We start from the raw sequence: 22,524 nt of genomic DNA, 5'->3' as shown, positions 1-22,524 counted from the left end.
TCAAGCAAACAACGCAGCGACGCGACACGGCAGACTCACGCTCGCTTCCTTCAATTCACTGCCACACTTGGAGACACGTAAGATGTTAAACCGATTCTTTTTCGCAGTTGCCCCGATGATCTTGGTTGCCAGCTCGGTGATGGCAGAGGACAGCATGTTGTCGACGATCGCCAACTTGGACCAAAACGACTCGATCGCCCAGGCCGACACCAGCGACGATCTGGGGCTGGCGGATGTCGAATCGCTGCTCAACGACGGCGAGCCGCAGAGTGGCGAAGAGGCGATCGCGGCCTGTTTCCGCCGCATCGGTTACGGACACCGCCACTTCCGCTACCGCAGCTACAGCAGCTGGTACCGTCCCGTGTACCACCACAACTGCTACACCCCGGTGTACACAACTCACTACAGCTACACACCGACGTACACCTACTACACCCCTTGTTACACCAGCTACTGGGGATGCTGGTAATCGTCGGCTGTGCTGATTGAAAAGGCTCAAGCTGATTCAACAGTACTCAAAAATACTTAACAAGCCCGACAACCCGATTGCTTCGCGGTTGCCGGGCTTTTCTTCTATCGAAATCGAATTCTTTTTTTGTGAACAGGCAAACTCATGAACCGCCAAATATTAACCAAGGTCTTGATGACCACCAGCTTCGTCGTCTGTATGACGATGCAATCCGATGCTCAGCAAATCAATGCCTCACATCTGTTCGGAAACCATTCCTATTGCAGTCACGTCATCGACTTGATTTCGCAGCACGGTGTCAACAACACGTTCAATCGTGGATCGACGTTCCACGCATCGCCGTTTGGGCATGTGGCGATCCCTGATTGTGAAATTGGCGATCTGCAAATCGTCGAGGTCCGCCAGCAAGAACATGTTGATTCGGCATGCGGGCCGACGTTCGCCATCGTGATTCAAAACCACAGCACTCGCAGTGTATGTGGTTTCCATGTGACCGCCGTTGCGGTGTTCGGACACATCTGTCCCACGTCACCCAACGTCACGGTAAAAGTGGACAAAATCGAAGCCGGCGAAGCACTCGAAGTGTTGGTGACGCTACCGATCGAAGCGCTGGCGATGGGCAATCGCAACGGACAAGTCATCGGATTTCAGCGACTGGTCGTCGCCATCGATAGTTTTGACGAACTGATGGAGAGCGACGAGGCGAACAACTTGAAAGCGTTTAACGCCGCCTCGATCCCCGTCGTGTCCGTTTCGGTATCGACAACGGTTGAAACGGAATCGGTGTCGACGATCGACTCAGGAAGCGTCCAAAATGTGCAACCGTCCGTTGAGACTCAAGTTCCTTCGCCGGATGCACCTCAAGTTGACTCGGTGCAAAACGGAACGTTCGACAGCGAGCCCGATGTTGATTCACTCCGCTCGGCGATCAAGATGCTCGACACCACCAACGCCACAAACGACGTTGCCGCAGCGAGCGGAATTTAGGTGGATTGTTCAGGTTCCAAAACGTGCGGACGATTGCATCAAGAGTTTTTAGGGGGAAAACGAGGATGCAATCGTCCCGCACGCCGTTTGGGGTGGCGGTCGTGTCAGATTACGAAGCGGCCGTCAACTCACCGGGAACCATCGACGTGCGTTTGGACAACACAGCGTCCATTTGCTTCCAAGTGTTGACTATAAACCGATAAGCAAAAAACGACGCAAGCAGTCCAACGATGCCGGCCGCCAACGCGGTCAACGTGAACAATTGCGATGCTCCTTCGGTCGAGATCAACAAGGCGGCACCGAGTAGTGGAATGATGGCGGCGATCAACAGATACCATTCACTACGATAAAGAATTTGATCCGCACGCTGATCGAATTGCGGGTCTTGCATCGTGCCGCTTAAACAGCGGGGATAAAACACAAGCGTGGCAACCAATGCCATGCCAAAGTAGGGATAGATCATCGCGACACCGCCACAAATCAATGACGACATGAATAGATGCACCGCTTGCATCATGCTGAAGCTAGAAAAGATTCCTGACAAAACAAGCGGAAACAACACGCCGGCAATCAACCACAACGATCCACCGATCAATGCCGCACGGTGCCCGAGTTCCAGTGTCTCACTGAGGTCCGATGGATCGACGCGCTCACCACGGCGAACCGAATCAACGGCGCGCACGATACGCCGCGTGTACCAAATCGCGATCCCTGCGGCGAAGGGAAAGAACGTTAAATTGACCACCCACGAAACGAGTCGCAGTCCTTCTTTTGTCTCGGGCGTTTCCATCACATGGTGATAGTTGTACTGATAATTTAAACAGCCGCTGATCATGTTCGGCAACAACAAAATCACACTGGTGACGACCCACGGCGACCATTTCGAGAGCGTCATCGCCACAGATTTCTCAGGTGGGTCAAACAGCGTGGCAGTTTCGGGATGAAGCGACAGACGCAACCGACCGGCCATCTCGGCACCATCGACGAAACGATCCTGTGGTTGCAACGACAACGCTTTGCGAAGCACTTTTTCGAGCACGCGTTCAGACGCGGATTCAGATCGCTTTGGTTCATTGAGCGGTTCGGAGCGAGCAGCCAACTGATTCGACACCGCTTCGCTCCAAGACCCCGCAATGGTCTCGCAGGCGAATGGTCGCTCGCCTTGCCACAATTCCCACAGCGTGACCGCGAGCGAATACAAATCCGCAGGTTCCTGAACTTTTTCAGGTTCATCGAGCAGTTTGGAACTAATCGCACGCAGATGTTCCGGCGCCATGTAGGCAATCGAACCACCGAACGAAGCTGCGGCACCGGCGCGACCCGCGGCCCCGGCAAAGCTGACATTGAAATCGGCGAGTTGCGGAATACACTCGGCTGACAACAACACATTGGCAGGCTTCACATCACGATGCAAAACATCACACTTATGAGCTTCGTCAAGTGCCTTGGCTAATTGCATTCCCATCCATGCGACCACGGTCGGCCAGGGCGCTGTTTCGATCCATTGCCGCACAGTCGAGCGGTCGGGAACCACTTGGGCTGCGCGTAGCAAATTTTGGTCAACCGAATCAAGCAGCAACCGACTGCACCGATCTGATATATCACAATGGCGAACCATTTTCACGACGTCGGCTAAAGTGCCGCCCGGGTGATATTGCATGTATAACAAATGCAACGCGTGTTCGGCGACCGTCCGCTGGTCAAAAACACGAACGATGTTGGGATGATCAAATTGTGCAAGTGCTTGCGATTCGTCACCGCTGCCATGCGACACTTTGAGTGCCACCAAGCGGTGCATTGAAATTTGTCGGGCGAGATAAACGTGGGCGATCGCGCCTTCACCCAGCTTGGCGAGAATCAAAAAGTCATCGACTTGACGACCGACTGGAATCTCAGCAGGACGTCCACATTTTTCGACCGAACGCGTTGCTTCGATCCGTGTCAACATTTGGTCAAGCAGTGCTTCGTACTGAGGAAATCTCCGCAAGTACTCGTCGTGCGACGGAGTTTCGCCGAAATCCTTTCGCAGCTGAATTTCCTCCATTACTAAATCAAGTGGGACGGTTTCCATCGACAGCAGGTCGGGCATCGCATCCACGTAGTGTTCAATGCAATGCAGCGTTCCTGCTTCGGCTGCGATGGCCATATCCAATTTTATCAATTCGATTAATACGAAATGCCGTAACTCGGAATCCGCGTCGGGCAACAGATTCCGCAATTCCGCAGGTTGATCGACCGAAGCACGTTGCAAGAGCTTTTCGAGACACGCCTGGATGACCGCGTCCATATCGTCTTCACGGTCGCTGGAGTGGACCTGATTTTTCATAGCAGGATCTCTGGCAAAACTTTCTCCACGAAATTGAGTTCGAAACACACCTCACATTTCTTCAAACGACGTCGCTACTGTATGTTGATTGAAGGAATCAAGCTACCTTACCAATAGGTTTGAACATGGATAATTTCGATCACCCCGAACTCGTACAACGGATCAAGCAGCACAATGCGGAGGCGTTGGCGAGTTACATCGACCTTAACCGCGGTCAATTGGCTGGCTTTCTCAAATCGATCACCGGCGAACATCTGTTGGCCGTGGTCGAACTGGATGACTTGATTCAAGAGGTTTCCACCGCAGCGCTGTCAAGTCTCGATTCGGCTCCCTTTGATCAATACGAGCCGATGCAGTGGTTGCAACAGATCGCTCGCCGCCGGGTCGTCGATGCGCACCGATTCCACTTTGGTGCGAAACGCCGTGACGCAGGCCGCCAACGATCAATCCATGCGGCAAATCCAGCCAGCACGGCAGCGCTCGGACTGGAACAAATGTTGGTCGCCAGCATGACGTCGCCTAGCGCCGCGCTAAGCCGCGATATTCGTATGGTTCGCATGCAAGAGGCGATCGAGGAACTCTCGGACGATCAAAAGCAGGCAATTCGCATGCGTTACGTCGAAGGGTTGCCGACCAAAGAGATCGCCGCCAAGCTGGACAAGACCGACGTGGCGATCCGAGTGCTGCTGTCGCGAAGCATGCGGCTGCTGGAAACGCAGTTGCAGGACGTCAAACCACGCGAATGACTTTTGCGGGGCAGGGCAGGGCACATTGCGAGTGAAAGAGTGAGTAAACTGGTGAGCTGCCAGTCCTCTCCCCATTCCCCCTCCGCTCACCAAGGAACGTCCCCTCGATGCCCGCCCCCTTTCTTAAAAACTGCTTCGCCGCTGTGTTGGCGATCTGCTCGCTAGCGACCTCTGCCGCGATCGCCCACGCCGATCCTCCGGCGAAAAAACCAAAAATGAACTCAAACGATTGGATGCCGATTTCCAACTCGTTGATGGCGCGGCTTGGGATGGTCGCAACCTGCTGTACGCGCCCGATGTCAAAGCCAAACAGTTGACCAAGATCAACTTGGCAACTTTGAAAGTGGTTTCTGAAAACATATTAAAGGAACCGCTTGGGATCTCCGGAACATGCTACCAGCTTGGCAAATTGTATTTGAGCGACAACGCCAACAGCCGGATTGCAATTCTGGGGCCGGGTGGCAAAACCGAAACGCTGGCTCAGTTCGAAAAGAAGCAACGCCCTAATGACTTGGTGGTCGATTCAAGCGGCACCGTCTACGCTACCTTTACTGGCGAAGGCATCGTCCGCAGTATCGATGCGAATGGCAACGTGCTGATCTTTGCAACGAAACTTGACACTCCGAACGGGATCGCGTTGTCACCCGACGAATCCACACTGTATGTGTCATCGCACAAATCGGGGGCACTGTACGAGATCCCGATTGATCGAACGAAAAAGCTGCAAACGGCCAAACGGTTTGCTCAACTGAAGGAGACCGAGGAAGGTTTCCGCGGTGACGGCATGTGCATCGACCGGGCGGGCAATGTGTACTGCACCGGTGCAAATGCCGTCTACGTGTTTGATCCTGACGGAAATCTGCGTGAAACCATTCCCACGCCGGCGCGACCAATTAACGCCATCATCGCGGGCAGCGAGGGACGCACACTTTTCATCAGCACCTTTGATGGGTTGTACTACAAGACGATCTACCAATACGGCGTGCTGCCGCAACCCGCACCGGAAACCAACACGAATGGCCAATCGGATCAGGGCAGGGCAGGGGAGTTGTCGACGGACCGCAATGTTGTCTATGCAAACGTCGATGGCCGCAAATTGCTGATGGATGTCTTTCGTCCGACTGCCAAGGCGGGAACGACACTTCCTGGGATCGTGCTGGTTCACGGAGGCGGATGGATCAAAGGCGACAAGACGAAGTTCCAAGCATTGGCCAAACAGCTTGCTCGAAAAGGCTATGTCGTAGCCGCGATCGAGTACCGACTCGCCTTTGAAGCAAAATTTCCTGCCGCGATCCGTGACTGTAACGCCGCTACCGCATTTCTCCGGCAACATGCAGCGGACTGGAACATCGATCCCAATCGAATTGCTGCAGTAGGTGGTTCGGCGGGCGGGCATCTTGCAGGGCTAATGGCTGCCGGAAACACAGATACCAAGTTGCATCACGCGGGACTTAGCAACAGCGAATCATCAACGCTAAAAGCCGTCGTCGTGATGGCTGGTCCTCTGCAAACCGCATCGGGAAGCGTTGCCGAACGCTCTCATGACGTCAAAGACAAAGCTTATGCAGTGCACTGGATCGGCGACACGATCGACAATGCCGAAGAAATGTACAAGCTTGCCGATGCCTACGAAGCGATCGACAAGGACATGCCGCCGACGTTGTTTATCACGGGCAGTCTGGACAACCCGGCACGCAACGAACCGGCACGTGAAAAAATGAAGAGTCTGGGTGTCCCCTTCGAGCTTCGTATTCATGACGGTGCGAAACATGGTCACTGGAACCAAAGCGATTGGATGGATACGGTAGTAACCGATATTGATGGGTTCCTCAAGAAACACCTCAAGTAAACCGTCCCTCAAAACCTTTCGCTGGCTAGGAAACAATTCGTGCGTGTTGCTCATGTCATTACTCGTATGATTATTGGTGGTGCTCAAGAGAACACGCTGCTGAATTGTCTGGATCTAATGTACGATTTCGGTGATGACGTGTTGTTGATCACCGGAAAAGAAGTGGGGCCGGAGGGAGACCTCTTGAGCCAGGGCAGGGCAGGGGAGTTGCCGATTTGCAAGCTCGACCACCTCCGTCGAGCGATCCATCCGATTCACGACCTCAAGGGCCGAGTCGAGCTTTGCGAGGCGATCCGAAAATTCAAACCGGACGTTGTCCATACGCATAGCGCCAAGGGAGGTATTTTGGGACGCGCGGTCGCGTGGAGCGAGCGAGTTCCCGCGATCATTCATAGCGTCCATGGGGCTCCGTTTCACCAATTTCAACCGGCGGTGACTCGGACGCTGTATCGAACCTGCGAACGATGGGCGGCCAAGCGGTGCCATCACATGATTTGTGTCGCCGACGCGATGACCGATTTGATGGTCGATGCCGACGTGGCCCCGCGTGAAAAATTCACGACGATCTATAGCGGAATGGATGTCGAACCGTTTCTGCATGCCAGCGAACATCGCGAGCGTGTTCGTCAACGCTTTGGATTGTCCGAGGATGCGATCGTGATTGGAAAGATCGCCCGCCTGTTTCATTTAAAGGGACATGATGATCTGATCTCGGCAGCAGCCAAGGTCGTTAAACAGGTTCCGCAAGTCCGATTTTTGCTGGTCGGTGACGGCATTTTACGAGACAGTTTGACTCGGCGAATCGAATCGCTGGGGTTGAGTGAGAACTTCATCTTCTCGGGATTGGTTCCCCCCGATGAGGTCCCCTCGTTGATCGGGGCAATGGACGCTTTGGTCCACACCTCGTACCGCGAAGGGTTGGCCCGTGCGTTGCCGCAAGCTTTGATCGCGGGTCGTCCGGTGATCAGCTACGATGTCGACGGGGCCCGCGAGGTCGCGATCTCGGGCGAGACAGGGTATTTGATCCCGCCGGGTGACATCGACCAGCTCGCCGAATCGATCCTGCAATTGAGCCGCAGCAGCGAATTGCGCCAGCAAATGGGTAGGGCAGGGCAGAGGCGATTTACGGACCAGTTCCGCCATCAAACGATGACGCGGCGGATCCGCGAGCTGTATGAACAACTGCTGCAGCAGCGGCGAAACTAGCGAAACCCTGGAAATTACGGGAATTTCGCCGTACGGCCGGCTTCGGTTTGCAGGCTGGCCGGTGTATCCGCAAACGGCCCGCAGCCCCGATTGTCGTGGGACACCATGGACGCCGCCGCCTCGATCCCGACCTATCGGGCTAGGGACCGATTGAACTATCATAGAGCGATTGTTCTGTGCCGACCAAATTACGATTCGCCCCTGATTTGTGCTGATGACCAAGACCCGTGATTTCCTGGGCCCCTATCGATTGGCCCGTTTGATTCGCTCCGGAAGTACCTGTGACGTCTGGGAAGCCATCGATGAAAACTCCAATGAGCGTTACGCGCTAAAACTGCTCAAGCCATCGGCGCGAGAGGACAAATCAGAGATCGCGCTACTGAAACACGAGTTCACCGTGGCGTCGGATCTGAACAGTCCTCGTATTATCAAAGTCGTCGACTTTCGCGTCGAATCGGGAGTGCCATTTTTGGTGCTGCAACTATTCAGTGAATTGAATATGAAGCAAGCTCTCCGGCAGGGCCCCGAATCGCTGGCCTACATGTTGGACAAGATCGTCGGCCAAGCCGCCGAAGGCTTGTATTACATGCACACCAAGAATTGGATCCACTTGGATATCAAGCCGGACAATTACTTGGTCAGCCGCGACGGCGAAACGAAGTTGATCGACTTTACGATCGCCGAGAAAAAGAAGACAGGCTTCAGCAAGCTGTTCCACAGTTCCAAGTACGCCAAGGGAACACGAAGCTATATGTCACCCGAACAGATCCGTTGCAAAGTATGCGACGAGCGGTCGGACATTTACAGCTTTGGTTGCGTGTTGTTTGAATTGGTCACAGGCAAACCGCCATACACCGGCGATACGCCCAACGATTTGCTGAACAAACATCTGACCGCATCGATCCCGAGTCCGATTGCATACAACAACAACGTATCAAAGGACTTTGCCGATGTGATCAAGCAGATGATGGCGAAAAAGCCTGACAATCGGCCGCCATCGATGTGGGAATTCTTGAAGCAATTCCGCGCGATGGAATTGTGGAACAAACGTCCTCGCAAACCCGAAGTCAGTGTGTTTGACACCCAGACGGGAATTCGCGGTGCCGAAGACATGATCAAAAAACCATCCTCCAACGGCGACGACGACGACATCTAAAACTTCGTCTCCGAAACACAGTACGCGTGCGATGCTTCGGATTTTCGATTGCATGTGAAGCCGCACACCACTTATCACGAGAAAAGAATGAGCGCTGGACCTGGATTAGAATTTGAATACGAGATCGCCGATCTTGAGAGCAAGATTGCGTCACTTGAACGTCAAACCAATCGCACGGACGAAATCGAAAAAGAGATCCGCGACTTGCGTCGCAAACTTGTTGATCTGCTACGCGATGTCTATGGGTCACTTGACTCATGGCAAACCGTGCAGGTGGCTCGTCACAAAAACCGACCCTACACACGTGACTATTTGAATCTGGCGTTTGATGAATTTGTCGAACTGCATGGCGACAAACATTTCGGCGATGACCGCGCGATGCTGTCGGGTTTCGCCAAACTCGATCGCTTCAAAGTGTTGGTCCTTGGACATCAAAAAGGTCGCACATTCAAAGAGCGGGCGGCGTGCCATTTCGGCTGTGCTCATCCCGAAGGCTATCGCAAAGCGATGGTCAAAATGCGATTGGCCGAAAAGTATCGCATGCCGCTGATCTGTTTTATTGACACACCGGGCGCGTACCCGGGGATCGGTGCCGAAGAACGTGGTCAAGCGCAAGTGATCGCCGAAAGCATGTTCATGATGAGCCGCTTGAAGACGCCCGTGATCTGTGTCGTGATCGGCGAAGGCGGATCGGGCGGCGCGTTGGGCATCGGTGTCGGCGACCGAATCGCGATGCTGCAACATTCTTATTACAGCGTGATCAGCCCCGAAGGCTGTGCGGGCATCTTGTGGAAGAGCCACGAACATGCGCCCAAAGCGGCCGCGGCACTGCGGTTCACCAGCGACAATCTGAAGCGACTCGGCGTGGTCGACGATGTGCTCGAAGAACCGCTCGGCGGCGCTCATCGTGACCACCACCAAATGGCGTCGCGATTGAAGAGTTATCTGTCGCGAACGCTGTCCGATCTGGAAACCAAAACGACCGAAGACCTGGTCAACGAGCGGTATGAAAAGTTCCGCCGAATCGGTGTCTTCTTGGATGAAGCCGAATCCGCATAGGTGAACAAAAGAGAACCGAATTTCGATTCTCGCCAAACTTCAAAATCGAGCATTCTCATTCGCTCGATCGGCGACACATCGACCGGATGTGTCGCCATCTTTGCAGGCCAAATCGGGCCGCCATCGATCGGCCATCACGGGCCGCCGAAAGCTTCGGTTGGAGTGATCCGCCGCAGGATCATTTCGCTCGAAGTCGAGCGGGCAGTGCGACCGGGAAACTGGCAAGCAATGCTTCGCAAATCTTGACCAGCTGGTGTCGCAGTTGAGGCGGCGGTCAGCGTCGACGCCGCCCAGTTTTTGATCGATCGATTCGCAGAGCGAACGATCGCGACCACGCCGCGATTGCCAGAGAGCCATCGATGTTTGCCAGTCGCCATCGATGACAAAAGGTCGCGTCGACAGGTCATGCGGAGGTGAATCAGGCAGCGAATCTGGAAGAGCGAAAAGCGGGAGAGGCCGGGTTTTGCGGCATATTTAAACCGCCCCGCAACGTCCGATAATGCCCCTTATGTTGTATTAAAGGTGCGTTTTTCCCCGTGTTTCGTGCATTTCGTGGAATAGGCTTCCAGCCTGTCATCCACATCCCCTTCTCAGCGTGTGGCATCGCGTTTAAATCACGTCGCGGAAGTCGTCAAGACTTTCGTCGTCCCAGTTCGTCGTCCACGTGGGATCGCCTTGCTGCATGTCGTCAACGCGCCGATCCTGCCGAAACTCTTGACGGCTTGTTGATTTATTCGATCTTCGAAAATTGATGTTAGCCGTTTGGGCGCTAGCCCCGGTTCTGTGGTGACGAAACCGGGGCTAGCGCCCAAGCGGCCAACTAAATCAACAAGCCGTTGACGAGTTTCGCTACGGATGCGATCGCTCTAACGCTGGAATCCTTCCCACGGTCGTTGAGCTTGCCGCGGCACCGATTCGCCTGCATTCCAACCGCTCGGATCGACCGGCAATGGCGATCGCCCGGTCGAGTTTCCCGAACCATCATCCCACAGCGATTCGGGCAAAACGCCACTCGCTGCATCTCGGGCCATCGTGTGTCCGACGCCTTCCAAAAAGCCTGCGGGCGTCTCTTGGGCGTCGTCCGAATTGAATCGCTTTTCGAACCGGTCTAGGTACGGTTGTACGACCTCTTGGATCTCGGGCGGGATCACCGATTCGCTGCGGGCCAGCACGCTGGCGATGTAGTTGCCGCTCTTGCTGCCGACGATTTTCTCACGAACGTTTTCACCAAACAGCGTCACGGCAAACAGCGTGATCAGGATGCAATAAAGGGCTCCCTTGGCCAGCCCAAACATCGCTCCGATTTGGCGGTCAAATTCGCGAAGCTTGAAGCGATCGATCGTGCCGCTGACCATCCGGAAGGCAACCCAAACGACCAGTGATGTGCCGACGTACAGAATCAACATCGCCAAGAATCGGTTCCATGGCGGATCGGCATGGATCGATTGGCTGAACGGTTCACGAAAGTTGTAGGCCACCATGTAGCTGACCACGATCGACGCGATCGAAGCGAGCTGCCAAGCGAAACCTTTGATCGCGCCAAACAGCAACGCGCCGACCAACACAACCAACATCATGATGTCGTAAATTTCCACCAGAACGCTTCCATGCGAGTAAGGGGCATGCGAGTAAGGGGCATGCGAGTGAGAGGCGGGAAGGGCGGTTGCAATCGAAAATTTTTTATTCAAGCCTGATCGCAAACAATGCCGCCAGCCCACTCCCAGAAAACTCGTTTGATAGCAAACGGCTCATCGCCTCTCAGCATGCCATCGTGCCGAGTTTCCACATTGGCGCGGATTGTAGCCAAGTGCCCCCGTCAAGCGAAGATCAATTGATTCGGGCTTGGCAGCCCCCTACGAAAAATCCTATGTAAGAAGCTAAGGGAATCTGTATTTGTCGCGCACGATCGCAATGCATCACGAACCACTGAATTGCTACCAATGGATGTGGTTGCTTGCAAAGAGTGACGAGATCGATTCCCGATAGCCTCGGAATTTTTTTCACCACTCCCCTGCCCTTCCTGTCGTGGCCGATTTCAAAACGCACATCACCGGCAGCACGATCGTGGGCATCGCCTACGGTTATTGGGGCGTGACGTCCCAATCGATGTCGCTGGAGAGCGGGATTTTGGCTGGCGGATTATGTTCGGTCAGCGGCATGCTGCCGGACTTGGATAGCGATTCCGGCATCCCGCTTCGCGAAACCAGCATGTTCGCGGCGGCCGTCGTGCCGATGTTGATGATCGAACGCTTTCGTGATCTGGAACTATCGCACGAGGCGATGGCGTTAGCGGCGATGTTGATCTATATCGCGATCCGATTTGTGGCGGTCGAATTCTTTAAACGCTACACAGTCCATCGCGGAATGTGGCACAGCATTCCTGCCGCGGCAACTGCGGGACTGCTTGCCTATCTTGTGATGCCGTGCCCGAGCGAATCGATCCGCGTCTACAAAAGCGTCGCGGTGGTCGTTGGCTTTCTAGTGCATCTGATCCTGGATGAAATTTGGAGCATCGATTTTGGGGGAGGGCGGTTTCGACTAAAAAAATCGTTTGGCACTGCGCTGAAGTTCTTTGGCCAAAGCCAGCTCGCCAATGTCAGCGTGTACGCAAAATTGTTCCTGTTGATTTATCTCGCTTGGGGCGATCACGGGGTGGCCGAACGTATCCGGCAACGATCACGACTGGACAACAGCTACATTGCCAAGCCGGCTCCGGAATTGATCCAGTGGGACAAATGGCTACCTTGGAGATAATTAAGTCGACGACTTTTTGATTTACGAACTTGTTCGGTCGAGGATCAGCGTCACGGGACCATCGTTAACCAAGCTGACTTGCATATCGGCCGCAAAAATCCCTTCTTCGACTCGCACGCCGGTTGCTCGCAAACATTCGTTGTACGATTGATAGATTTGGTTAGCGATTTCGGGAGCCGCAGCGTCGGTGAACGCGGGACGACGCCCCTTGCGACAATCGCCCAACAATGTGAATTGGCTGACGGCGAGAACCGAGCCTCCGATATCCAACAGCGACCGATTCATCTTACCCTCGTCATCGGGAAAGATCCTTAGTTGCGACGTTTTTTCAGCCAACCATTTCGCTTCGGAGATGGTGTCGCCGTGGCCGACACCAACCAACGCTAACACACCTCGATCAATTTGGCCGACCACCCTGCCCTGCACTTCTACCTTGGCCGTCGCCACGCGTTGAATCACGATTCGCATCCGATTTCCTTTTGAAACCACTGAGTATTATTGGGCAAGATTTCCGCATAGAATAGCTCCAGCGGCTAATCCTTTAAACGCCATCGAATCGTTGTGCCATGCCTTATTTGTTCACCTGCCCTCATTGTCAAACCAAAACGCAAGTCGAAGATCGATACAGCGGTCAAAAGGGAGAGTGCGTCACATGTGGTGGCGAGATCCAACTACCTGATTTCGCCGGAGAAGCGACTCCCGAATTCGCACGGTCTCAATCGGTCTCGAAACAGTTTGCTTCGATCGTCGCGGCCGTCGTGGTGCTGATCTTGTTACTGGCAATCGGGTTTGCAGCGATCTATCAAGGTCGGCAAACCGTCGGCATGTTGCAAACCAACCGAGACCGTACCGCATCGATGCGCAACCTTGAAAAAATTGCCGCGGCGTTGAACGCGTATGCTGCCGACCATGGCAGCTATCCGCCGCCGTTTACCAAGGACACTGCGGGAAAACCGCTGCACTCGTGGCGAGTGCTGATTCTGCCCTACCTTGGCGAAGACGAACTGTACAACATGATCGATCGCAATGCCGCATGGGACTCGCAAGAAAATATTTCCGTCGCGTTTTCGCAGATGCCTGCTGTCTATCGTCACCCGAGCAGCCAAATGCGGGGCGGATTTAACGAGAGCGGATACTACCTTGTCACAGGAGACCGCACGCTGTTTCCCAGCAGTGGCCCGCTCGGACCCAACCAAGTGGTCGACGATCCGCTGAAAACAATCCTGGTCGTCGAAGCTTCACCACCGATCACCAGCGGTGTGTGGACGGAACCAGTCGATCTCGACTTTGCGACGTTACAAGGCATCGGCGGATCGTCTAATAACATCGGCGGCTTGCTTGACAGCGGGGCGGCCATGGTCACGGTGGACGAGCGAGGCCACTATCTTGATGAAGCCACGCCTGTCTCGACGCTTCGAGCCCTGGTGACGCCTCGTGGTGGCGAACCGCTCGCCGATGACACGTTGGACTAGCCGCTTTGGCACGGCCCCGTTTCCGCGTAGTGGACGGGACTCGCGGCCTCGTCCGCTACGGTTTTTGGACGGGACTCGTGGCCTCGTCCACTGTGGTTTTTGGACGGGACTCGTGGCCTCGTCCACTGTGGTTTCCAGACGAAAGTCTTGGCGACTTTCGCTACGGATTCGGTCGCGAGTGGCAATTAGAACTTGCGAGGCGTTACCGCTGCTTGCACTCGACTTGGCAAGCCTTGGATACGCAAGAAGCCTTCGGCGTCGTCCTGATCGTACGTTCCGCCGCCTTCCATCGTCGCGATGTCTTCGTCGTACAGGCTATTCGGACTCGAACGCGAATCGACGATGATGTTGCCCTTGTATAGTTTCAGTGTCACTTCGCCAGTCACGGGCTTTTGCGATTCACGCATGAACGCCATCAATGCATCCATCTTCGGCGTGTACCAGAATCCGTAGTAAACCATTTCAGCTACTTCGGGAGCCATACGATCACGCAAGTGCATTAGGTCACGGTCCATCGACAATTGTTCGATGTACATGTGAGCGTCGTACAACACGGTCATCCCCGGCGACTCGTAAACACCGCGGCTCTTCATTCCGACGAAACGGTTTTCGACCATATCGATGCGGCCTACGCCGTTGCGACCAGCGATCTCGTTCAGGCCTTCGACCATTTCCAACGCACTGACGTTTTTACCATTCAATTTGGTTGGCACGCCCGATTCAAATCCGATCGTGACCAATTCGGCTTTATCCGGAGCCTCTTGGGGGCTGACGCCCATTCCGAAATCGACGATCTCGACGCCATTGACATCCAACTCTTCGAGCTTGCCAGCTTCGTAGCTGATGTGCAGCACGTTCTCGTCACTGCTGTACGGTTTAGCAGCGGATGCTTTGACAGGAATGTTCTTTTCGTTGCAGTAGGCGATCAACTCGGTACGTCCTGGGAACGCCTCGCGGAATTCTTTGATTCGCCAAGGAGCGATCATCTTGATGCTCGGGTCGATCGCGTCGGCGGCCAACTGGAAACGGCATTGGTCATTGCCCTTGCCGGTCGCGCCGTGGGCATAGGCGGTCGCACCGACCTCGTGGGCCACGTCGATACAAACCTTGCTGATCAGAGGGCGAGCGATCGAGGTGCCGAGCAGATAGATGCCTTCGTATTTGGCTTGCCATCCCAGCACAGGGAAGGCGAAATCGCGGCACATCTCTTCGCGAACATCGACGATCCGTGAGGATTTGGCACCACAGTCGCGGGCTTTTTGCAGCGTCGCTTCGCGATCTTCACAAGGTTGGCCGAGGTCGACGTAGACCGCGTGCACCTCATAGCCTTGGTCTTGAAGCCAACCGAGAATGACCGAAGTATCTAAACCGCCCGAGTAAGCAAGTACGCAGCTTTTCATTAGGATGTTATCCACCGAGAATGCAAGAACCGAAGAAACGATGTTCGTCAACGAGCATCAATTTGAATTTTGATTCCCCTAGACTGCAACCGCCCATGCCCGACGACGCTTCGCAGCTTTCGCAATCCGATCGCCCTACCCTGCCCCAATCGCAGAGTCCTTCCGCTTCGCTTTCACCGGAAATTGCCGCGTTAATCGCGGAAGTCGCCGCCGGAACCACGTCGGTGGCCGAGGCAATTTCGGCACTTCAAATCGCAAATATCGGCTCGACCGAAAATGTTCGTATCGGCAGCGAAGCCGAAAAAATGGCGGTCATCGACGGCGCCACGGTGGATCTGGGCCGACAACGACGGTGCGGTTTCGGCGAAGTGATCTACGGTGAGGGCAAAGATTTCGAGTTGATCGCTCGGATTATCGACTCTCAAATTGCCGATGCTCAAACGTCGCTGGTGACTCGCGTTCACCCCGAGGCGGCTGAGAAATTGAAATCACGGTTCCCCCACAGCCACCATGACGCGATCGGCCGCACGTTCCGCACTCACCTCGCATCGGAAGCCCCCTGCCCCGCCCCGATCGATCCAGAGGATCGCCCATTTCATGTTGCGGTGATCACGGCGGGCAGCACCGACGCGGCGGTGGCCGCCGAGGCGATCGAGACGTTGACGTGGATGGGAGTCGCCGTTTCCGTCTTTACGGATATCGGTGTCGCGGGGCCTCAACGTCTGATCCATGCGTTGCCCAAGCTTCGCAAAGCGTCCGCCGCCGTCGTGATCGCTGGCATGGAAGGTGCACTGCCTCCGGTGGTCGCTGGGCATTTGTCGATCCCAATCTTTGCCGTCCCCACCAGCGTGGGCTACGGAGCGACGCTGGGCGGATTGACCCCGCTGCTTGGCATGCTCAGCAGTTGTGCGGCAAACGTCGCGGTGGTCAATATCGACGCGGGATTCAAGGGCGGCTATTTGGCAGGAACGATTATCCGTCAACTCGAAAAGGCAAGCATCCATTCGACACACCGGTCGCCAAACAGTTCGACAAACTAAGGAATCGCAATGAGTCATCAGCCCCCCGCATCCTTCCCCAAACGCGAGCAAGATTCCCATAAAGGAAACTTTGGCCGCGTGATGCTGTGTGGTGGTTCGCGAGGGATGGCGGGATCGATCGCGCTTTCGTCGATCGCAGCGCTGCACACCGGGTCGGGTTTGGTATCGACCGCCGTGCCCGATCGATGCTTAGAAACTGTCGCCTCGTTTCATCCGTGCGTGATGACGATCCCGCTAGCAGATGATTTGCAAGGCCACTTCGCCGTCGGCGCGGTGGATGAACTCGCCTCGCGACTTGATGGTTTGGATGCCATTGGCTGTGGCCCTGGGATGACAACCAACGATGGATCGATGCAGATCGTTCGCCGATTGATCGAGCCCACGAAACTCGCTCGCGTCTTTGACGCCGACGCGATCAACTGTCTGGCCAAGATGCAGTGGGCCAAGGGAGATCCGATCTCGTCGAGCAAGTCGCGATCGGGCAAGTCGCGATCAAACAATGGCGAAGCAAACAACATCGTGCTGACGCCTCACCCTGGCGAATTGGGACGATTGGCGGGGATTGATACGAAAAACCGCGACTTACAAATCGAAGCGGCTCAGAAATTGGCGGCGCATCACCATGTCACCATCGTGGTCAAAGGAGGACCGACGGTCGTGGTCGATGCGACGAGGACCTGGATCAATTCGACGGGCAACCCTGGAATGGCCACAGCGGGCTCTGGCGATGTGTTGACAGGAGTGATCACCTCGCTGATGGGGCAAGGATTGTCGCCGTGGGACGCAGCTAGATTGGGGGTATGGATCCACGGAGCGGCGGGCGACCGAGCGGCAGCGGAATATGGGCAACCCGGGATGAGTGCGTATGAACTGCTGTCGGAATTGCCAAAAGTGATAGCGGCCTTCGATTCCTGAGCAAAGTCAGGCATAATGTCCGATCGCGGTACGGCTGATCGTGGCTCCCCTGCCCTGCCCCGCACTTTGTTCAACGCGACGCCATTTTCCTTTCTCGACCTATCTGACCCGTGACGAAAATCATCCCGCTTGCCGAAGTGACTGATGCGGTTCGCGGCGGCGTGATCAGCATCGGGAATTTTGATGGCGTCCATCGGGGCCACGCGGCTTTGATCGGCAAGGCCCGAGAAATGGCTGACCGCGTCGCCGGCCCGGTGGTCGGCGTTGTGCTGGACCCGCACCCCGCGGCGATTTTGCGTCCGGACCGCGTGCCGCCGAAATTGACTTGGATTGAGCGTCGCGCCGAATTGCTATCGCAAATCAACACCGACTTTCTGGTGGTGGTGCCTACCAACCAAGCCTTTTTGAACCTTTCCGCTGCTGATTTCTTTGAATCGCTCGTCAAGAAAACGCTGGCGGCCAAAGGTATCGTCGAAGGCCCCAACTTCTTTTTTGGCCGTGGCCGCGAAGGCAACATTGAAACGTTGCAAACACTTTGTGACCAGTCCGAGATCGATTTAGTGGTCGCGGATTCGAGCATCGACAGTGACGCGATGATCAGCAGTACTCGGATTCGCCAGCAACTCGAAGCGGGGAACATCGAAGCGGCGGTTCACATGCTGGGACATCCGCACCAGATCCGCGGTCGAGTCGTGCGAGGAGATGGACGCGGAACCGGCATCGGCTTTCCGACCGCAAACTTGAGCGAGATCGACGTTCTGGTTCCCGCTGCCGGTGTTTACGGGGGATATGCGATCCACGACGGGCATCGCTACCGGGCCGCAATTCATATCGGGCCCAACCCCACCTTCAATGACCGCAGCGACCGCAAAGTCGAAGTCCATGTGATGGACTACACTGGGGATCTCTACGACCAAATGCTGCTGGTTGACTTTGTCAGTCGAGTGCGCGACATTGCCCGCTTCGATTCAGTCGAAGCCTTGGTCGCTCAGCTGCAATTGGACATCGCCTCGGTGCAATCATCGCTTGGGCAATCATCGCTTGGCAAAATTGAAACCGCCAAATCCGAAAACAATACGAATTTCAAGTAACCGAAAGTAAAGCCAGATGGGTGTTCAGTGGAAAGCCTTTGTTGATCAGATTAGCCACTACGAATCGTTCGTGCTTGTCAGCCATATCCGCCCTGATTGCGATGCGTTGGGCAGCGAGTTGGGGATGGCCGAAGTGCTGCGAACGATTGGCAAGAAAGTGCGAATCATCAACGCTCACCGCACCCCGATGGCACTGCAATTCCTCGACCCTGCGGGCAACATCGAAGTCCTCGGCGACGATGTCGAAGCCGAAGACATTTCCGCGGATTGCATCATGATCCTCGACACCAGCGCGTGGGCACAGCTGGGCGACATGGGCGATGTCATTCGCAGTTCCCGCGCCGACAAGATCGTACTGGACCACCACGTCGGCGAAGATGAACTCGGCGCGACGATGTACAAGGATTACCAAGCCGAAGCGACCGGCCATCTCGTGGTGCAAGCCGCTGATGCGTTAGGCGTTCCGTTGACTCGTAGCATGTCCGTGCCTCTGTTTGCTGCGATCGCCACCGACACAGGATGGTTTCGGTTCGGTAGCGTCACGCCCGAAACCTATCGTGTTATCGCACGTCTGATCGATGCCGGCGTGGTACCTAGCGAAGTCTATGCAGACCTGTACGAACGTGACACGCTGGGTCGGCTGCGTCTTCGCGGGCTGATCCTGTCGAGAACGCAGTCGGAACTCGACGGGGCGCTAATGCACACGCATGTCGAAAAAGAAGACTTTGCCAAAGTCGGCGCGGAGCCCAATGACACCGAAGATGCGATCAACTTGACCCTGGCAGTCCAAGGCACCAAGGCGGCGGTAATCTTTGTAGGTCAAATCCGAGGCGGCTTTAAACTGAGCTTTCGCAGCCGCTGCAGCATGGATTGCAACGAAGTGGCTCGAAAATTTGGTGGCGGCGGACACAAGGCCGCCGCCGGCGGATTCCTCGAAGGTACGCTGGACGACGTACGCGGCCGAGTGCTGCCCGTCGTCATCGAAGCCGTCCAAAAAGCACTCAGCGAGTAGAGCTCGAGCAGCCGATTTGGACGACACGGGATCAACTGATCCCGTCGCTCTTATTGTGATCTCGGCGTTCTTGTTGCGATCCCGGCGCTGCAAAAGCAGTGGGCCCCAACCGAGCCGCTACTTCAAGAAGAATCCGCTCAAGGACCATCCGTCCTTCTCAGTCACGACATAATTACCACCCTCGGGAAAGTGCTGTTCAATCTGGTTGAGCGGTGGCAGTTTATCCGTATTGATCGGCTCGACGTCATCTCCGTTTTCGTCTTTAAAGACACGCCGAATGATGGTCGCCAGGATCGTGTCGCTGTCTTTCAGCTTGCCTGTTCGCAGCAACTCGTATTTCACGCGGAGCGAAACGCTGGTGCGTGCGATGCGGCTCAGCGAAACGCTCTCGGCCCCAAGGTCCTTTAGTGCGTCGACGACTCGGAGGACCTCAGGCAGTTTGGCAAACCCACCGTCTTGCCCGCTATGAATCCGCTTGGCCGTTTCAATCAACAAATCAGGATGACTGGAGAACATCAGATAAGAATTCCCGTCTGCTCCCTTTTCATCGACGACCGCAATCGCCCAATGATCCAATAGCGGCGGAGCCTCTTCCACGGTCTCTTCGTCAAACCCCAAGTCGCCGAAAACATCGGCTTCAAAGGAAGCATCGGATTGGCTGCCGCGTTGAACCCGCCACACTTCCACGCCTGGTAACACATCCAACTTGCTGGCATCGGGTTCGACTTCCATTGCCTTGCGAACCGCAAGTTTGATCGCATCAGGATTCTTCAAACGGACCGAAACTAACATTCGCTCGGAATTGACCTCCGCCGGTAATGTATTGTCGGTCAGCAACAGGACCTCGTCCCCCAGAGCGGGCAAAACATTGTTTTTCAAATCAATCTGAGGCCCATCGGTATCGTCACGAATTCCCTCAATCATCGGTTCGAAAATGTCATCGCCAAATGCCTCATTGATCATCGATTCGGATGCCCAAAATGCATCGGCGATCTTCAATCGGATCTGGCTAATGGTGCCTGTATCCTTCCCAACCCAATAGGGAACCGGATCCAAGCCCGCGTTGAAGAAGGACAACATTCTTGCTGCTTTTTCATACTTGCTCGGTTCGCTCGTCGTGGGTGGAGCCAGAACAAACCCGCGATGCAAAATATCGTAACGATCGCCTGCGATTGCCAGAATGCCGCCGGCCGCCTTGATGGCATCGAAACCTTGGTTTTCAAGCAGCTTTAAAATGTCAACCTGATTGCCGCGATCCACCTGGAAGGTTTCTCGCAAAATAAGCCCCATCTGAATGGGACGAGCAAACCATTCGCCTGCGACCGTGCTGTGACCTTCGGTAAACGGATCTTGCATCGCTCGACTGGACCGCGTTAACACGTCGCGGAATTCAGCCGACTCGCTAATCGAAGGGTTTTTCATTTCACCAGCGATCGCATCAAGCACGTTCGTAACGACGGTATCGCGATCCGAGGCGATGATTCGAGTATCGTCCAGTGTGATCGCAATCTGCTCAATCTTCAGTTGCCCTGGCTTGGGCTTGGTGGTGTAAACACGAATTGTTTGGCCGCGATACTCAACGTCGCTGCGGGTTGCTCCGCCAGCCTTCAAATCCCGATCAATCGTATCAACTGCGGCATCGGCTTTGTTGCGGAGCCCACGGATGTCCGCAATCACACACATCGAAAAGGGACGTCGCTTGTCTTTGGGAAATGGCAACCACGCCACAACGGCTTCGCCCGAAGCAATATCGTAGAGATCTTGGGGTTTCAGGCCGACGCGATTGTCGAGCGATTCGAGATAGTCCTCGGCGCGTTCACGCTGGGCATCAATGAACGGCTGCATCGCCGGATCATCAAACAGCTGGCCAATATGTGTTTTGTCCCATGCCGCACAAAAATCAGGCACACTCGGAACGCGAACCAACCCCGCCAATGAATCGGGCAGCAGCTTGATCGCAGGCACATATCCACCTGCGGCACCACCCGCTGCGACGGCAGCATTGGCACCCGCGCCATCGGCTGAGCTTTCAGTCGTATCTTGAGCAGGGATCGTGCTATCACAAAATCCAAGCGTGATAACGAATAAAAAGAGGAGAGCGATTCGCGAAGGGGAAGCGTGGGCTAGGCTGTACATTCAGTATCCGGTCTCTGAGACTTCTCTGGGAACAAGAGGCGTGAGCAGCCTGCATGTCCAGCCGCCCGACAACAAGTATGTTATCGAACTCGATTTACCCCCGAAACGCCGGCTAGGCAACTTATGAGGACAAAATCGACTCTTTAGCGAAATTCTTAGTGAACAGAAATGCTGCAACCGATGGCGTGCCGCCCCCCGAAATAGGGCCACGTCTCACGTAGCGGCGGCGTCCCCCAAACAGCATGGCGAGTGAAAGGGCAAGCAAATTGCCTTGCTGAGCGGTGAGCCGCAAGACACCTGCGCGGGGCACAAATGCCGCTGCCGCTGACGCCCTCCGCCCCGAACGCGGCTAATCCGGCTGTTTCGGCTCGTGCGTCTCAAACGTAGCACGGCGACTCTGCTTCGCTTTTCGAGTCACTTCCACTGCTTCGTTGTACAGCACGCGTTGCGACTGAAACGCCGCTTTGCCTTTCTTGTCCGGCTGTGCTCGGTCGTACAGCCCGATCGGCGACATTCGCCACACATTGGTGTTGTCTTTGAAATAGGTTCGCAACACATGCAACAGTCGTTCGCGGGCGGCGGGATCGATCACCGGCACAAACAATTCGACTCGGCGGTCGAGGTTTCTCGGCATCCAATCCGCACTGCTGATAAACAGCTCATCATCGCCGCCGTGACGAAAATAGACGATTCTCGCGTGTTCAAGAAATCGATCGACGATCGAAATCACTTCAATGTTTTCGCTCAGCCCCTTCACGCCTGGCTTTAGACAACAGACACCGCGGATATTCAAGCGAACGCGCACTCCGGCTTGGCTGGCTCGATACAACGCATCGATGACTTGTGTGTCAACCAATGAGTTAAGCTTTACAACGATCTCGGCTTTCTGGCCTTCGAGACAACGCC

19 protein-coding genes and 1 pseudogene are annotated in these 22,524 nt (G+C 55.2%); 13 read left to right on the top strand and 7 right to left on the bottom strand.

All coding sequences use genetic code 11. From position 1 onward, the window contains the following. On the top strand, window positions 1–469 hold a 469-nt coding region (locus tag RMSM_RS13495), incomplete at its 5' end, for a hypothetical protein (RefSeq protein ID WP_236622125.1). Between the two features lie 144 nt (window positions 470–613). Then, a complete protein-coding gene (locus tag RMSM_RS13490) occupies window positions 614–1,456 on the top strand; it encodes a hypothetical protein (RefSeq protein ID WP_008696765.1) in 843 nt (280 codons plus the stop codon). 109 nt (window positions 1,457–1,565) lie between these two features. Here the strand turns inward: RMSM_RS13490 and RMSM_RS13485 are convergent, their stop codons facing one another. After that, a complete protein-coding gene (locus RMSM_RS13485; protein WP_008696763.1) occupies window positions 1,566–3,782 on the bottom strand; it encodes a serine/threonine protein kinase in 2,217 nt (738 codons plus the stop codon). A 125-nt stretch (window positions 3,783–3,907) separates the two neighbouring features. Between RMSM_RS13485 and RMSM_RS13480 the strand changes: the two genes are divergently transcribed. From RMSM_RS13480 to RMSM_RS13460, 5 genes are all read left to right on the top strand, one after another. Continuing rightward, complete coding sequence (locus tag RMSM_RS13480) at window positions 3,908–4,528, top strand: RNA polymerase sigma factor (protein WP_008696761.1); 621 nt, start codon at window positions 3,908–3,910, stop codon at window positions 4,526–4,528. 229 nt (window positions 4,529–4,757) lie between these two features. After that, window positions 4,758–6,377, top strand: a complete 1,620-nt coding sequence (locus tag RMSM_RS36820; RefSeq protein WP_008696759.1) for an SMP-30/gluconolactonase/LRE family protein — start codon at window positions 4,758–4,760, stop codon at window positions 6,375–6,377. 39 nt (window positions 6,378–6,416) lie between these two features. Next, window positions 6,417–7,583: a glycosyltransferase family 4 protein gene (locus RMSM_RS13470; protein ID WP_040766372.1), complete on the top strand. Its 1,167-nt coding sequence runs from the start codon at window positions 6,417–6,419 to the stop codon at window positions 7,581–7,583. A 214-nt stretch (window positions 7,584–7,797) separates the two neighbouring features. Further along, window positions 7,798–8,739 carry a serine/threonine-protein kinase gene (locus RMSM_RS13465; RefSeq protein WP_040766370.1) on the top strand — a complete coding sequence of 314 codons (942 nt, stop codon included), beginning with the start codon at window positions 7,798–7,800 and terminating at the stop codon, window positions 8,737–8,739. A gap of 87 nt (window positions 8,740–8,826) precedes the next feature. Beyond that, a complete protein-coding gene (locus RMSM_RS13460; protein WP_008696756.1) occupies window positions 8,827–9,798 on the top strand; it encodes an acetyl-CoA carboxylase carboxyltransferase subunit alpha in 972 nt (323 codons plus the stop codon). Between the two features lie 134 nt (window positions 9,799–9,932). On the opposite strand, the gene RMSM_RS13455 is transcribed toward RMSM_RS13460, so the two are convergent. Then, on the bottom strand, window positions 9,933–10,205 hold the full coding sequence (locus tag RMSM_RS13455; protein WP_040766368.1) for a hypothetical protein: 273 nt from the start codon (window positions 10,203–10,205) through the stop codon (window positions 9,933–9,935). Window positions 10,206–10,664: 459 nt separating this feature from the next. Then, on the bottom strand, window positions 10,665–11,393 hold the full coding sequence (locus RMSM_RS13445) for a CvpA family protein (RefSeq protein ID WP_008696752.1): 729 nt from the start codon (window positions 11,391–11,393) through the stop codon (window positions 10,665–10,667). 430 nt (window positions 11,394–11,823) lie between these two features. Between RMSM_RS13445 and RMSM_RS13435 the strand changes: the two genes are divergently transcribed. Further along, a complete protein-coding gene (locus tag RMSM_RS13435; RefSeq protein ID WP_008696748.1) occupies window positions 11,824–12,552 on the top strand; it encodes a metal-dependent hydrolase in 729 nt (242 codons plus the stop codon). A 21-nt stretch (window positions 12,553–12,573) separates the two neighbouring features. On the opposite strand, the gene dtd is transcribed toward RMSM_RS13435, so the two are convergent. Further along, window positions 12,574–13,020, bottom strand: coding sequence for a D-aminoacyl-tRNA deacylase (gene dtd, locus RMSM_RS13430; protein WP_040766364.1), 447 nt, complete (start codon window positions 13,018–13,020; stop codon window positions 12,574–12,576). A 98-nt stretch (window positions 13,021–13,118) separates the two neighbouring features. Here dtd and RMSM_RS13425 point away from each other — a divergent pair, with 98 nt between their 5' ends. Beyond that, window positions 13,119–14,024, top strand: a complete 906-nt coding sequence (locus RMSM_RS13425; RefSeq protein WP_008696744.1) for a DUF1559 family PulG-like putative transporter — start codon at window positions 13,119–13,121, stop codon at window positions 14,022–14,024. 185 nt (window positions 14,025–14,209) lie between these two features. On the opposite strand, the gene RMSM_RS13420 is transcribed toward RMSM_RS13425, so the two are convergent. After that, on the bottom strand, window positions 14,210–15,424 hold the full coding sequence (locus tag RMSM_RS13420) for an argininosuccinate synthase (protein WP_008696741.1): 1,215 nt from the start codon (window positions 15,422–15,424) through the stop codon (window positions 14,210–14,212). A 95-nt stretch (window positions 15,425–15,519) separates the two neighbouring features. Here RMSM_RS13420 and larB point away from each other — a divergent pair, with 95 nt between their 5' ends. The 4 genes from larB (at window position 15,520) to RMSM_RS13400 (ending at window position 19,482) form a co-directional block, all read left to right on the top strand. Next, the gene (gene larB / locus RMSM_RS13415; protein WP_144057622.1) at window positions 15,520–16,464 is read left to right on the top strand and encodes a nickel pincer cofactor biosynthesis protein LarB; all 945 of its coding nucleotides are present in this window, start codon (window positions 15,520–15,522) and stop codon (window positions 16,462–16,464) included. Between the two features lie 9 nt (window positions 16,465–16,473). Beyond that, window positions 16,474–17,379 (top strand): NAD(P)H-hydrate dehydratase, encoded by a 906-nt coding sequence (locus RMSM_RS13410; RefSeq protein ID WP_052031623.1) that lies wholly within the window; start codon window positions 16,474–16,476, stop codon window positions 17,377–17,379. A 110-nt stretch (window positions 17,380–17,489) separates the two neighbouring features. Further along, window positions 17,490–18,470, top strand: a complete 981-nt coding sequence (locus RMSM_RS13405; RefSeq protein WP_008696734.1) for a bifunctional riboflavin kinase/FAD synthetase — start codon at window positions 17,490–17,492, stop codon at window positions 18,468–18,470. Window positions 18,471–18,486: 16 nt separating this feature from the next. Continuing rightward, complete coding sequence (locus RMSM_RS13400) at window positions 18,487–19,482, top strand: DHH family phosphoesterase (RefSeq protein ID WP_008696732.1); 996 nt, start codon at window positions 18,487–18,489, stop codon at window positions 19,480–19,482. A 117-nt stretch (window positions 19,483–19,599) separates the two neighbouring features. On the opposite strand, the gene RMSM_RS13395 is transcribed toward RMSM_RS13400, so the two are convergent. Both RMSM_RS13395 and RMSM_RS13390 read right to left on the bottom strand, forming a co-directional pair. Further along, window positions 19,600–21,618 carry a hypothetical protein gene (locus RMSM_RS13395; RefSeq protein ID WP_008696730.1) on the bottom strand — a complete coding sequence of 673 codons (2,019 nt, stop codon included), beginning with the start codon at window positions 21,616–21,618 and terminating at the stop codon, window positions 19,600–19,602. A gap of 349 nt (window positions 21,619–21,967) precedes the next feature. Beyond that, a pseudogene (locus tag RMSM_RS13390) lies at window positions 21,968–22,524 on the bottom strand (polyphosphate kinase 1); the annotation flags it as partial.

The sequence above is a fragment of the Rhodopirellula maiorica SM1 genome, assembly GCF_000346295.1.
In the GTDB taxonomy this organism is placed as follows: Bacteria; Planctomycetota; Planctomycetia; order Pirellulales; family Pirellulaceae; genus Novipirellula; species Novipirellula maiorica.
The sequence above is the reverse complement of the archived record's forward strand: the minus strand, read 5'-3'. Positions and strand labels throughout refer to the sequence as shown.